The organism is Aliivibrio logei (genome assembly GCF_001691055.1).
GTDB classification, from domain to species: Bacteria; Pseudomonadota; Gammaproteobacteria; order Enterobacterales; family Vibrionaceae; genus Aliivibrio; species Aliivibrio salmonicida.
Genome location: NZ_MAJU01000008.1, coordinates 267,407 through 280,277 on the forward strand (window position 1 = coordinate 267,407; position 12,871 = coordinate 280,277).

At 39.1% G+C, this 12,871-nt stretch carries 13 protein-coding genes and 2 pseudogenes; 11 read left to right on the forward strand and 4 right to left on the reverse strand.

The window, feature by feature from the left end; genetic code table 11:
• Window positions 1–161 precede the first annotated feature (161 nt).
• Entirely contained in the window at window positions 162–2,636 is a 2,475-nt protein-coding gene (locus A6E04_RS05415; protein ID WP_065610372.1) for a M9 family metallopeptidase, read from the reverse strand.
• Between the two features lie 243 nt (window positions 2,637–2,879).
• Here A6E04_RS05415 and A6E04_RS05420 point away from each other — a divergent pair.
• A pseudogene (locus A6E04_RS05420) lies at window positions 2,880–3,382 on the forward strand (GNAT family N-acetyltransferase).
• 7 nt (window positions 3,383–3,389) lie between these two features.
• Here A6E04_RS05420 and A6E04_RS05425 read toward each other — a convergent pair.
• On the reverse strand, window positions 3,390–4,097 hold the full coding sequence (locus tag A6E04_RS05425; RefSeq protein ID WP_065610374.1) for an SDR family NAD(P)-dependent oxidoreductase: 708 nt from the start codon (window positions 4,095–4,097) through the stop codon (window positions 3,390–3,392).
• Window positions 4,098–4,266: 169 nt separating this feature from the next.
• Here A6E04_RS05425 and A6E04_RS05430 point away from each other — a divergent pair.
• The 6 genes and pseudogenes from A6E04_RS05430 to A6E04_RS05450 form a co-directional block, all read left to right on the forward strand.
• A pseudogene (locus A6E04_RS05430) lies at window positions 4,267–4,473 on the forward strand (GNAT family N-acetyltransferase); the annotation flags it as partial.
• Window positions 4,474–4,500: 27 nt separating this feature from the next.
• On the forward strand, window positions 4,501–5,202 hold the full coding sequence (locus tag A6E04_RS05435) for an aspartate/glutamate racemase family protein (RefSeq protein WP_017022296.1): 702 nt from the start codon (window positions 4,501–4,503) through the stop codon (window positions 5,200–5,202).
• Between the two features lie 48 nt (window positions 5,203–5,250).
• Entirely contained in the window at window positions 5,251–5,739 is a 489-nt protein-coding gene (locus tag A6E04_RS05440) for a hypothetical protein (protein WP_065610376.1), read from the forward strand.
• Window positions 5,740–5,874: 135 nt separating this feature from the next.
• Complete coding sequence (locus tag A6E04_RS05445; RefSeq protein ID WP_065610379.1) at window positions 5,875–8,604, forward strand: glycoside hydrolase family 3 protein; 2,730 nt, start codon at window positions 5,875–5,877, stop codon at window positions 8,602–8,604.
• A 9-nt stretch (window positions 8,605–8,613) separates the two neighbouring features.
• Window positions 8,614–8,763, forward strand: a complete 150-nt coding sequence (locus A6E04_RS21265; RefSeq protein ID WP_012550155.1) for a hypothetical protein — start codon at window positions 8,614–8,616, stop codon at window positions 8,761–8,763.
• A gap of 3 nt (window positions 8,764–8,766) precedes the next feature.
• The gene (locus A6E04_RS05450; RefSeq protein ID WP_017022299.1) at window positions 8,767–9,048 is read left to right on the forward strand and encodes a hypothetical protein; all 282 of its coding nucleotides are present in this window, start codon (window positions 8,767–8,769) and stop codon (window positions 9,046–9,048) included.
• Window positions 9,049–9,125: 77 nt separating this feature from the next.
• Here the strand turns inward: A6E04_RS05450 and A6E04_RS05455 are convergent, their stop codons facing one another.
• Window positions 9,126–9,887: a carbohydrate deacetylase gene (locus tag A6E04_RS05455; protein ID WP_065610380.1), complete on the reverse strand. Its 762-nt coding sequence runs from the start codon at window positions 9,885–9,887 to the stop codon at window positions 9,126–9,128.
• Between the two features lie 168 nt (window positions 9,888–10,055).
• Here A6E04_RS05455 and A6E04_RS05460 point away from each other — a divergent pair, with 168 nt between their 5' ends.
• On the forward strand, window positions 10,056–10,541 hold the full coding sequence (locus A6E04_RS05460; RefSeq protein WP_244886250.1) for a GNAT family N-acetyltransferase: 486 nt from the start codon (window positions 10,056–10,058) through the stop codon (window positions 10,539–10,541).
• Between the two features lie 59 nt (window positions 10,542–10,600).
• Here the strand turns inward: A6E04_RS05460 and A6E04_RS05465 are convergent, their stop codons facing one another.
• Window positions 10,601–10,765 (reverse strand): CCGSCS motif protein, encoded by a 165-nt coding sequence (locus A6E04_RS05465; RefSeq protein ID WP_065610382.1) that lies wholly within the window; start codon window positions 10,763–10,765, stop codon window positions 10,601–10,603.
• 152 nt (window positions 10,766–10,917) lie between these two features.
• Here A6E04_RS05465 and A6E04_RS05470 point away from each other — a divergent pair, with 152 nt between their 5' ends.
• From A6E04_RS05470 to A6E04_RS05480, 3 genes are all read left to right on the forward strand, one after another.
• Window positions 10,918–11,466, forward strand: a complete 549-nt coding sequence (locus A6E04_RS05470; protein WP_023603272.1) for a sugar O-acetyltransferase — start codon at window positions 10,918–10,920, stop codon at window positions 11,464–11,466.
• 119 nt (window positions 11,467–11,585) lie between these two features.
• Window positions 11,586–12,011 (forward strand): DUF1090 domain-containing protein, encoded by a 426-nt coding sequence (locus tag A6E04_RS05475; RefSeq protein ID WP_017022303.1) that lies wholly within the window; start codon window positions 11,586–11,588, stop codon window positions 12,009–12,011.
• Window positions 12,012–12,038: 27 nt separating this feature from the next.
• Window positions 12,039–12,839 (forward strand): PhzF family phenazine biosynthesis protein, encoded by an 801-nt coding sequence (locus A6E04_RS05480; RefSeq protein WP_065610384.1) that lies wholly within the window; start codon window positions 12,039–12,041, stop codon window positions 12,837–12,839.
• The last annotated feature ends 32 nt before the right edge of the window (window positions 12,840–12,871 follow it).

Sequence of the window (12,871 nt, forward strand, 5' to 3'; positions counted from 1 at the left end):
TAAATATAACAATAAGCTCTAGGTAGGGTTTGTATTGTTAATATTATGAGCGGATAATAAACATAATGGTTACATGATCCATTTTAACGGTGACTCAACGTACTTTTATGCTTCTAACTAAGTAAGGTTGCGACAAAAAATCGCAACCTTAGTTATTTTATCTATTCGTATGTGACGTATACTTCCGTTAAGTTATCGGGTTGAGATGCGGTCATTGAGAAATAAACATAGCTTGCTTTTTCAACGTGCATTTCAATGAATTCATTATTTCCGAAATGAGTAGAAGACGCTTCATTTTGTTTCTTTGTTGGCCAATAATCTTTGGCGGCATAGAGATTAATATCGCCTTTATTTTCATTCGTTGTCGATGATTTATTGTTCACCCAAATACGAACGGTTTGATCGTCTTCTGGTACATACAGCACTAAATAACGTTGTTCATGAATGACAATCTCAGTGGCTATGCTTTTATTAAGTACCACAGGTTTTAAATCATCTGATGGTATGGCTGGCGTTGTTGTTGATGCTTCATTTTCAATATTAACGGTTAACTCAACATGTTCAAACGCTTCTCTTGCTGCAACACTAAAATAGTAACGACCTACGTTAAGAGGGGCGTTGGCATTGTTTGGTGTGAATCGAATCGTTTCCTCACTGCCTCTTTGGAAGTTGCTGATATCGTAATCGTAATAGTGAGCGATTTTATTGAAACTGGCATACACATCGGCATCACCATCACCCGAAATAGAAACGGATACCGCTGCTGCCTCTGACGTTACATCAAAATAGAACAATTGTTCGTTATAGATTTCTGACGATAAGGCGATGGTAGTATTGGCATTTAATGCCGTGATGTTGTCTGACGGTTGAGTGGGCTTATCTGGGTGTTCAATATTGCCTTTATCAGGGGATTCTTCATTGGCAACGGTGTCTAACCACGAATTAAACGCGTTATCATATTGCTTACCGATGTTTTTTACGGCTTTCGCCCATGCTTTGTAATCGCCTTCACGAGAGAGTGCCAGTAATGTATCAACCTCTTCTGGGTGATTGTCGATTAAGAATCGCACTGCTAAATAACCCCAACGGTAAATACGATCGGTATCGTGACTGTAGGTTGTTGCTAGAATGTCAGTCAAACGGTAGGTTTTGTTTTGTCCTATTTTAATCGCATCGCTATAACCGTTTTTATAAGACATGTATTCAGCAAAGCCTTCTAACCACCAAATTACATAGCCTTCACGTAAATTATCATTGAAGTTACCGTGTAGATTAAAGCGTCCATCAAGATAATGGACGTATTCATGCTCAAGATTTAAGACGGCAAATCCGTCATTATTATCTTGGCGGTAAGCGATAAAACGTGCTTTGTTGTCGACTTGACTTGGTCTTCCTTCCAGATACTGACCTCCATTGTTTGTTGTGTTTCCAAACAAGAAAGAGGAGTAAGTCGTGTAATCAGAATTACTGTCAAATACGACGATTTCAACGGTGTCGTTCAAATCATCATTTACTGGGCGGTAACCACTTTTCGTGACGATATGAAAATCTATTTCTTTTTCAGTCAACATCTCACAGCTCGTTTGCGCTTGTGACTGTGTCATGTTTTGAGCTCGAATGGTTGCTGGGCCATCGCAGTGGTAATCTAAAGTGATGACTCGTTGCTCTAGATCTTGTTTGGCGTTTTCAAGACCAAGCTCTTTTGCTTTGTCGGGGGCGAAGTAGCTCAACATTTCAACAATGCCGACCCACATTTTGTCGCTTTTTCCACCGAGAGGATAACGGGTTAAGAGATCTTGAAGAATAATTAAGACTTGTTTACGTGTACTCGCGTGCGGGCTAGCAAGTAAACGACCCATTTCACGAGCGGCATTGGTGACTAAGAAACTCGATTGAGTCTCTAGCGCCCATTCTTTGTTTAAAATAAATTGATGTAACTTTATGAGATAATCAGGACGGGCTTGAAGATGATCGTAATACGTTTGTATGCCTGAATGTCCACTCATGGCTTGAAATAGAACATTTAGGGTACGTTGATTTTCCCAATTGTCGGCGTTATCGACAGAAAGGGTATCCAACAAGGTAACTAAAGAATCCATGATAGAAGGCAATTGTCGAATGCTGTCGATCATATAGATCATGCTATACATGGCATTTGCTTGCTTTTGTCCTGTTGCCATGGCTTGTGGGTGGGCAATAAAAGATTGAATGCTCTCCGTAAGTTGAGCATCGAGTTGATCAGAGTAATCATTCAGTTCGGCTTTAAATCCGTAGCGAATATAATAGGCAGCGCGCACGTATTCGGATAGGTTTTCAATTTGGTTTGCTTGTGAATCTTCACCCGTATATTCAGTGATGCGTAGATTCAGACGATGCACCACTCTTTGTAATTGGGGTTCGCTGTATAACGATTCAAATAATGGGCGAGGAGCACTAAACCAAGATTTTCGACATTCATAATTGGCGTTTTCGATATTATCGAGAAACTGAGCTGATAATGAAATTTCGTGTGCCGAACAGGATTTAGGTTCGATTAATTCAGTTGCAAAGGTGGATGGAGCGATTAAGCTTCCAGATATAGCAAGTGCAAGCGGAGTAATTCGGTACCAACTGCTGATATAATTGTTAATTATCATAGTATCTCTAGTTATTATATTTATTTATGGGTTGGTGTTTTTATCAGCATTATATTCTTTATACCAATGTGATCGTTGTAAATAAGAGGTCGGTTCAAAAATAACACATATATATATTGTCTATTTAAGTTGTAATTAGACTAATTTATGAATGTATTTTGTTATTATCTTTGCAGTGTGAGATATTTTTATTTAATATTTTATTGTGATTTATAGTATCAACATTAAATATAGGGACAAAGTATGGGCGTAATAGTGAGAGGCGTTAGAAAAGAAGATTCTCAAGGCATCATTAATGTATTAAACCCTATTATCGAGGGCGGTCTTTTTTCTATTTTAGATACTCCATTTTCGGTTGAGGAAGAGGAGCAGTTTATTGAAGCGTTTCCAGAGAGAGGAGTTTTTAATGTCGCTCTTGATGTAGATGGAGCATGTGTTGTAGGTTTTCAAAATGTAGAACCTTTTGCGACCTACACTTGTGCTTTTGATCATGTTGGAATTATTGGTACCTTTGTCGATGAACAATACCGAAGACAAGGCATTGCAACGGCATTGTTTGACGCTACATTTACCGTTGCGAAATCGAAAGGGTATGAGAAGTTATTTGCGTACGTTAGAGGTGATAATGAAAATGCCTTGGCTACGTATTTAAAGCAAGGGTTTGAGATCGTCGGTACCGCAAAGAATCATGCTAAATTCGCGGGAAATACATTGATGAAATACTCATCGAAAAATTTCTATGGTAGATCGTCGTTACCATTCAATGTCTGTGCCATCAAAGCTACGAAATCTTCCTGAATCACTTGGTGTTGAGTGATGGATTAATGTTAACAGTGATTCTGAGGTGAATTCAGGCGATTGCAGTTGGTTTTTTGGTAAATTTTTCTGAAATGGTTTTGATAATTCGGTATCCGTGGTTCCTGGGTGAAATAACATCACGCAACAGTGTGGCAATTTAAGTCTCCACTCGATACTGATTGTTTTTATTGCCATATTTAACGCGGCTTTCGACATGCGATAACTTAGCCATCCACCAATGTTATTGTCTTTTATGCTACCGATTCTTGCCGAGAGAACGACATAGAAAGTATTATTTGTTGATGCTTTTAGGGCGGCTTCAAAATGCTTAGCTAACATGAGGCTAGGTAATGTATTTAAGCTCATGTTCTTATCAAATAAATCGTGACTAAACTGCGCTATCGATTTTTCAGGTTTATGTTGTTCAGAATGAAGAAATCCTACGGCATTAATGAGAATATCTACATCGTGAACCGTTTTGGAAAGCTGTTTTATCTCGTTTTCGTTAGTAACATCTAATTTAATCCAGTGCACATTTGAATGAGAAAACCCGATGTGGTGGTGATAGGTGGCTAAAATTGAGGCATTTGGGTAGTGTTTAATAGCGCTTTTCACAATGGAAAGTCCAATGCCTCCAGAAGCGCCAATAATCAATATATTCATTAAAGAGTCTCACTAAGTTATGTCTAGGGTACAGAGACGATGATTGACTGTAAAAGTCACATAATAAAATAAGTAAATCGTATGCTGATATTATCTCTACGTAATTTATGTCGCCTTTGGATCATCGTGAATGAGAATTAAGGGGAATAAACCGACGAATATCGTCTTTCATTATCAATATCAAGGAAGAGGAACGGCATTAATGAATCACATTTTGTCTGTCGGCAAACAGAGAGGGATCTCGCGCTTTTATTCAGAAGTGAGCATCACAGCGAAATCTTTTTATGAACATTTTGGATTTACTATTGTTAAGCAACAAACAGTTGATGTTCGAGGACAAAAGCTTGTAAATTATGTAATGGAAAAATGCAGTTAATATAGTGTATCTATGAAGGATGTAGAAATGAAAACAATTGGAATGTTAGGTGGAATGAGCTGGGAATCGACAGCCAGTTATTATAAGGCGATTAATGAAGGCGTAAAATTGGCGCTTGGTGGCCTTCATTCGGCAAAAATCTGCTTATATAGCGTCAACTTTGATGAAATTGAAAAATTACAGCATCAAGGTAAGTGGGATGAAACCGCGGTGATTTTATCTAACGCTGCAAAATCGGTTGAAGCCGGTGGGGCTGATTTCTTACTTATTTGTACTAATACGATGCATAAAGTCGCCGATGAAATTCAGGCGAATTTGTCTATTCCCATCGTTCATATTGCAGATGCCACAGCGTCTAAACTGGTTGCTGATGGAGTCACTAAAGTTGGTCTGCTTGGCACACGTTTTACGATGGAACAAGATTTCTATAAAAGCCGCTTGATCAATCAATTTGGTATTGATGTGATTGTGCCAACGGCAGATGACCAAACCATTGTCCATAATGTTATTTATGACGAATTGTGTCGTGGTGTCATTAAAGCTGAATCACGAGTTCAGTACGTAAATATTGTAAATGCATTATTTGCTCAAGGGGCAGAAGCCGTCATTCTCGGGTGTACTGAAATTGCGTTGTTGATTAAACAAGAAGATACGCACGTTCCTCTGTATGATACGACAGAGATTCACGCCGCTCATGCGGTGGCACTTGCAATTGCTAATGATGTTTAACGTTATTTAATAATTGCGGTTCAACAGACAGATTAAAATGGGTATTAAATGAGAAAACAGAGTTTTGGATTAATGCTAATTGCCTTGCTTGCTGGGTGTAGCTCTCATTTAAGCCCATTAGATTCGCCTATTTCTGCTTCAGATATTAAGGCACAGACGTTCACCTATACTGAACTGAGCGATAAACAGAAGGTATTATGGGAAAAGGCTCGACGTCATATCATATCAACTTACGGAAAAAGTCAGCCAATCTTACGGGTTGAAAATGAATCGAATGGAACGCTACTTGGCAAAGGGCTTGTTCAATGGAAAAAATCATCTTCGTCAGACAGTACACATTGTTATTCTGAATACGATATTCGATTTATGACCAGAGATCATAAAGCACGCTTGCAGTTAACATTACTGCCTGGTGTTCCCGCCAAATCTGAGTGTGATGATTGGGGTTTACCTTCTCAATATGGCTATGAGCAAATTCTTGATAAGTTCACAGTGATGTCTGATGATTTGGGCTCTGTTTTACGTCGAACTCAGTAGTGGTGGCGAGTTTCCGCTTACTGCTTAGATCTCAAGAATAACTGACTCACTATTTATTTTTCCATCATCGCTTTTTTGGGCCTCTTTCTTATCCTAAACTAAAAACAATGGATAGAATTAGAGAAGGGGTTCTCGATGGTCATCAAAAATAACATCACTCATGCAAGTGTCATTGGTTTTTCTCTCTTTTTTCTTACGACGTTTCCCGTCTCTTCTGATCCCAACGCTTCCTCATTGCCTGATGAACCTTCTCTGCCTTACTTCCAAGAATGGCCAAAAATAAAGAGTGCAATCCCAAAGCGAGATTATATTGAAGAAAGAGTCGCGGATATTGTGTCTCAAATGACCTTGGGTGAGAAAGTTGGGCAAATGATCATGCCTGAATATCGTCAAATTACTCCCAAAGAAGCGAAGCAATATAAAATTGGCTCAGTGCTTAATGGTGGCGGTGGTTGGCCGAATGAAAATAAGCACGCATCAGCATTAGAATGGGCTCTACAATCGGATAAATATTGGGTCGCGTTAGATGATGCCTACGCGGGTCGTGGTTTTCGTATCCCCTTTTTGTGGGCAACAGATGCGGTACATGGAAACAACAATGTTTATGGTGCGACTTTATTCCCTCACAATATTGGATTAGGCGCTGCGAATAACCCTGATCTGCTTTTTGAAATAGGACGAATTACAGCAAAAGAAGTCGCGGCGACAGGTCTTGATTTGACGTTTGCACCAACGGTAACGACACCTCGTGATTATCGCTGGGGAAGAGTGTACGAAGGGTATGCTGAGATTCCAGACATTACTTATCAATACGCAAGCGCCATCGTGCAAGGTTTGCAAGGTACTGAAAAAGAGCTTCGATCTGAGCAACGCGTATTATCTACGGTGAAGCATTGGATTGGTGATGGAGGCACGTTTAATGGGGTTGATCGTGGTGTTACTTTCTATAGCGAGAATGACTTACGTAATATTCATGCTATGGGGTATTACTCGGCTCTTGAAGCCGGTGCTCAAGTGGTTATGACGTCATTTAACTCTTGGCAGAAGAATGACGCAAAAGGCAAGTCGACAGATTCAATGAAAACAGAGAGTAATCGATTTGGAAAACTTCACGGCAGTCGTTATTTAGTAACGGATGTTTTAAAAGAAAAAATGGGGTTTGATGGCATCGTTGTTACCGATTGGAATGGTCACGGTGAGGTGGCCGGTTGTACTAATCAAAGTTGTCCAAAGGCGGTGAACGCAGGCAATGATTTGTTTATGGTGACAGATAATAAAGATTGGAAAGCGTTTTACCAAAATGTCATTAAACAAGTCCAAGATGGACAAATACCAATGGCTCGAATTGACGATGCGGTAACTCGTATTTTACGCGTTAAGATGCGTGCGGGCTTGTGGGAAAAACCAAAGCCGTCTTACCGTCTTCTTGCGGGTGAGCAGCAGATCCTTGGGGCGCTTGAGCATAGAAAAGTGGCTCGACAAGCGGTCAGTGAATCTCTGGTTCTATTAAAAAATGAGAATAAAACACTGCCTTTTGAACCCAAAAATCACAGTTACTTAGTGGTAGGAAGCGCCGCGAATGACATTCAAAAACAGAGTGGTGGTTGGACATTAACATGGCAAGGTAATGAGAATAAGCCGCAAGATTTTGTTCATGCGACGACGGTTTTAGAGGCGTTTAAGCAGGTAGTTGGTGATAAACATGTGTATACCGATCCTAACGAAGCATCAATGGATACCATTGCGGTGGTGGTGATGGGTGAAGATCCATACGCTGAAATGTATGGCGATATTAAAGCGCATCAAACATTAGCTTATTCAGAATTGAAACCCAGTTATGCAAAAGATTTGCAGTTAATACAAGCGTTGAAAAAGAAAGGGTTTACAGTGGTGACCATCTTATTCTCTGGTCGTCCGTTGTATGTAAACCCAGAGTTGGCTCTTTCTGATGCTTTTGTAGCAGCGTGGTTACCCGGTACTGAAGGACAAGGGATCACTGATGTGTTGTTTGCTCAAGAGGGATCTGATTTTACCGGTAAGCTTTCTTATTCTTGGCCAAACAGTAAATGTATGACGACCATTAATAAGAGCAGTCAGAATATTCCTAATTATCGAGCGCCTGACTTTGAGCAAACAGGGAAATATTTTACGCCCTTATTTCCTTATGGGTATGGGTTAAATTACACCACGGAACAGAAAGGCTCAGCAGCACCATCGTTGTTTATGGATAAACGTCAGTGGGGATGTGGAGAAACAAAAGCGAAAGAGCGACCAGCGACGAACCTTGAAATATTCAACCGTGAAGCGACAACGACGTTTGTGCCAAAAATGAGTGGAAAAGTGACGAAGTGGAAAGGCACCTTTATTTCTCGAGCGAAGAAGATGGAGATGGGAACCGCATCGATATTACCTCTTAATTATAAGCATCAACAAGATGCGTTAAAAATTGATTTTGGTCAGCAACTTCCGATGCAATTTTATATTCAAACGCCAGATAAAAAAGGGATCGACATGCGTCATTATTTGGCAGCAAACTCAACATTAGAGTTTGATATTGCGGTGAGAAGTGAGATCCCGAATACCTTAAAATTGGCTTCCCATTGTGTTTATCCTTGTGGTGCGATGGCTCCTATACAAAAGGAACTAAAAGCGATTGTAGAAGCTTCTGATTCTGAGTGGGTGACAGTGAAAGTTCCTTTACAATGTTTTGCTGATAACGGGGTGAATTTCTCTAGTGTTAATACGCCATTTCTTTTATATGCGGATGAACCGTTCCAGTTTGATATTGGTGAGATCCGATATGTCCCTAGAGATAAAAAGGCGACGGAGGGCGTGTTGAGTTGCGATATTTTCAAGTCGATTTAACGTGGATTCATGTTTTGGTTAACAATGACATCAATAAGAGTGATTACTTTCTTTAGTTTCAGTGCTTTAGGTGGTAAATTGAAACTCTCGCTAGCATCATTAGCGTGTTATGTTGACGATGTATTGGAATTATTCAAGCTCAGTAAGCACAAGGATTAAGTTATGAATGTGGATAAAGCAAAAAAGCGTATAGCAAAACAAGTTAAAAAAGGCTTCAAAGGATATCCTCAGCTTTCTCTGTCCTATTTTGGGAAAACATCAGACTTGGCAACCGAAGTGGTTGTGACGTTTATTTTAGAAGAAGGTGCTGAGCCTCAAGAGCAAAAGTTTGCCAGTGAAAATGATGTTCGAGAAGATGAAACCATTCAATCGGTGTTAGTTAAAATTATCGATCGTGCTGATGCAAATAGCGTGATGGAAGTGGAAGGTGTAGCCATTCTTTAGTTTGGCTTTACATTAAACAGCCCAATGACACGACTGCTTATAAGTAGGGTGTCATTGGGGTTTTACCCATAATAAGGTTAAGACAACGCATTAAAACCAACGCATTCAATCCCTTCTGTTTTAAGCCAGTGTGATAATTCTGGCGACGTCAGTAAATCTCTTTCTATTACACGCATAGCCATGTAACTGGTTAACTCAGTAAGATCAGAATTGTCTTCTGTACTTGGGTGACACATCAGTTCTAAAATGCCATCAGAAAGCGTGTCTTTATAGCTTAAAACTAGTGTTTTTAGTTGCTCAAGAGAGACGCCTGAATCAAAAAACTGAGCATCAAACGCATCAGGAGTTCGCACTGTTAGCCCATCTTGCCCATGAATGATGTTATCTATTCGGCGAACAGGGAGGTTAATCTCATTAGCAAAACGGATAAATGCTTTTTTTAGTGGTGGATAGACACCAGCGAAATGATGACTATCAATGTGGTTAATATTAAAGCCCAACTCAATAGCGGCATTGTACTGTGCGTGAAGCTCAATATAGACTTCTTCTTCACATACATTCTTAGTCATTAGGGTTTTTCTATCCAGAAAATAACCATGTTCGTCAACTAAGCTTGATACCATCAAAGGATCTGACAGTGGCTGTCCTGCGGTGACGGTAAAATGCAAACCAATCTCAGGGACTAAACCTTGTTTATACAGTTGTGCTGCGTGCTCAACGCCTTTTTGGTTCATCATTATGGTGGTTGAGGTAACGATACCTGATTTAAAGCATTCAACGATGCCATTATTCACACTTTCTGATAAGCCAAAATCATCGGCGTTCATGATCAATTTCATGGTTTTTCATCCTAATATCATTATTTTTTGGACTATTAAGTCTATTAATAAGCCATTTAATAGACACTGACAAGTGAGTATAATGCGGTGATGGATTACTGAGGTTAATGCGTGATAGAGACCACGTTTTTTGATTGATTACACAAGCATGATGAACAAGGAGTCAGCGTGATAATTAGAACCATTTTAGACAAAGACATGGAAACGATACTTGAGCTAAATGAGCAGTTTGTAAAGGTATTAAGCCCAATGGATAAAAGTAAATTAGTTCGATTAATTGAAATGTCGGCGATATCCGTTGTGATTGAAGAAGATGACCGCATTGCTGGCTTTTTATTGGCATTTACTCAAGGAGTGAAATACGAAAGCATTAACTATGAATGGTTTAATGAGAATTACGATTCATTTTTGTATATCGATAGAATCGTAGTTTCTGATCAGTTTCAAGGGAAAGGAGTGGCATCAACACTCTATAAACTGGCTCTAAATTGGGCAACAGAGCGAGCATTATCGCGTGTTGTTGCTGAAATCGATGTGATGCCACCGAACAAACCTTCGTTACTCTTCCACCAAAAAATGGGCTTTAAAGAGATTGAGTTATTAACGCATAATGAGAACAAAAAGGTGTCTTTGCAAGAATTAACGATAAGTTAGTTTTTTAACGAAACAGAGATAAACCTCGGATTTTACTTCCGAGGTTATTAATGATGAACTTATGAGCATGAACCACAACAAACATCTGGTTCTCCGTGTTTTTTCACTTCTTTTTCTTTAGCGTCAAAAGCTGTTTTTTCATTGGAGTTTGGTTGTTGTACTAATTTCTCTTCTGTTGCTTTTGTTTCGCTTTTTTTGAATATCTTTGTAAATGAAAGTGCCATTTGGATTCCTCGTTAACTTATTAAGGTGTATTTTAAATGCATCTTAATGTGCATGGTATAAATAGTCAATACTGGTCACATTCGTTGTTATTTAAATGAGTATAATCAAGCGCTAATTATTCCCGTGATTTACTTTTAATTTTGGACATGAAATGACAGAAAAAGAAAAAATGCTTGCCGGTCTTCCTTATGATGCTTGGGATGAAACGTTATTAAAAAACCGAATGAATGCGAAAGCGGTTTGTCACCAATTTAACTTAGCGGATCCAACCAAGTTAGATGAAAGAATGGCCATATTAAAAGGACTTTTGTGTATAAAAGACCAAGCACATATGGAACCTAATTTCTTTTGTGATTATGGTTATAACATTGACATTGGTAGCAATTTTTATTCTAACCATAACCTCACTATTGTTGATGTATGTAAGGTGACGATTGGTAATAACGTGTTGTTTGGCCCACACGTTATGATCTCAACAGGAACCCATCCATTAGATCCTATTGAACGTCAAAAAACAGAATATGGGTCGAGTATCTCTATTGGTAACGATGTTTGGATTGGTGGCAACGTGTCTATTTTACCGGGTGTTAAGGTTGGTAATAATTGTGTGATAGGTGCGGGCAGTGTGGTGAATCGTGATATTCCTGATAACAGTGTTGCCGTTGGTAACCCATGTAGGGTGATTAAATCGGTTAAATAGAAAATAAGGTGGAATCAAAGGGATGTTATTTCAAGCAATTGACTTAAATGTGTTGAATCGCGCTATAATTTTTATCACGTAACTATAATTAACATCATTCATTTTACAGGATAACTTTTATGAAAAAGAAAACATCGCGCCTATTTTTTATTTCTGCAATGAGTTGCAGTGGACTACTTTTTGGCCTTTCTACAGCACAAGCGGCGGCGACATTAGATTGCAGTACTCAAGTTGGCTGTGCACAGAAAAGTTGTGAGATTGAAAAGCAAATTAGCATTGCTGAAGAGAATGGCAATGACCACAAAGTGGCTGGATTGAATATCGCGCTTACAGAAGTCACAACCTATTGTACTAACGACGATATTAAAGGCGATTTGAGAGAAGAGATTGAAGAGCTGAATGAAGAGATCGCCGAAAATCATTCTGATCTGATTGAAGCGAAGCAAGATCAAAAAGAAGATAAAATTAAGAAGTACCAACAAAAAATAGCAGAAAAAGAGCAAAAGATAGACGATCTTAAAAAAGAGTTACTGAGAATAAAATAGACAGTATTACTAAGGGGTAAACAGTCAATGGATTTGAACATATATCAAGTGGACTCTTTCACAACGGAAGCATTTAAAGGAAACCCTGCGGGTGTTTGCATTAGTGAAAGCGGGCTAACAGAAGCATTAATGTTGTCTATTGCTGAAGAAATGGCGGTATCGGAAACTGCTTTTCTATCGCTTTCCAATATGAGATTAAGGTGGTTTACCCCTCAAGTTGAAGTGGCTTTGTGTGGTCACGGTACTTTGGCTGTTGCACATGTATTAAAAGAAATCGGCTTAGTTAATGTAGGTGAGAGCGTTGTTTTTAATACATTGTCAGGTGCGTTATCTGCGAAACTTCAAGATTCAACCATTGAATTAGATTTCCCATCAACCACCATTTCGTTTGATACGGTAAAGAATGAAGCGTTATTGGCGTGTTTAGGGATTAATGAAAAAGAAGTTATCTCACTCGGCCAGTTTGATTCCAAAGAGTTCATAGAAATAGAAAGTGAAGAGGCACTATTGGCATTGTCTCCTAATTTTGATGGGTTGAAACAACTTACCGGTCGTGGTGTGTTGGTTACAGCGAAGTCGTTATCGGATGAATTGGATTTTGTTTCTCGTTATTTTGCACCTTGGGTAGGGGTTAATGAAGATCCGGTAACTGGATCTGCGCATTGTGCATTAACGGTCTATTGGGCTGAAAAGCTAAATAAGGCCACATTTATGGGGTATCAGGCCTCTTCTCGTGGTGGTTACGTTGGTAGTGAACTTCTTTCTAATGGACGAATAAAATTGATTGGTTCTGCGGTAACAACGATAAAAGGTCAAATGTTCGTATAATACATTGAGAGTCTATAATGTATTGATTCATA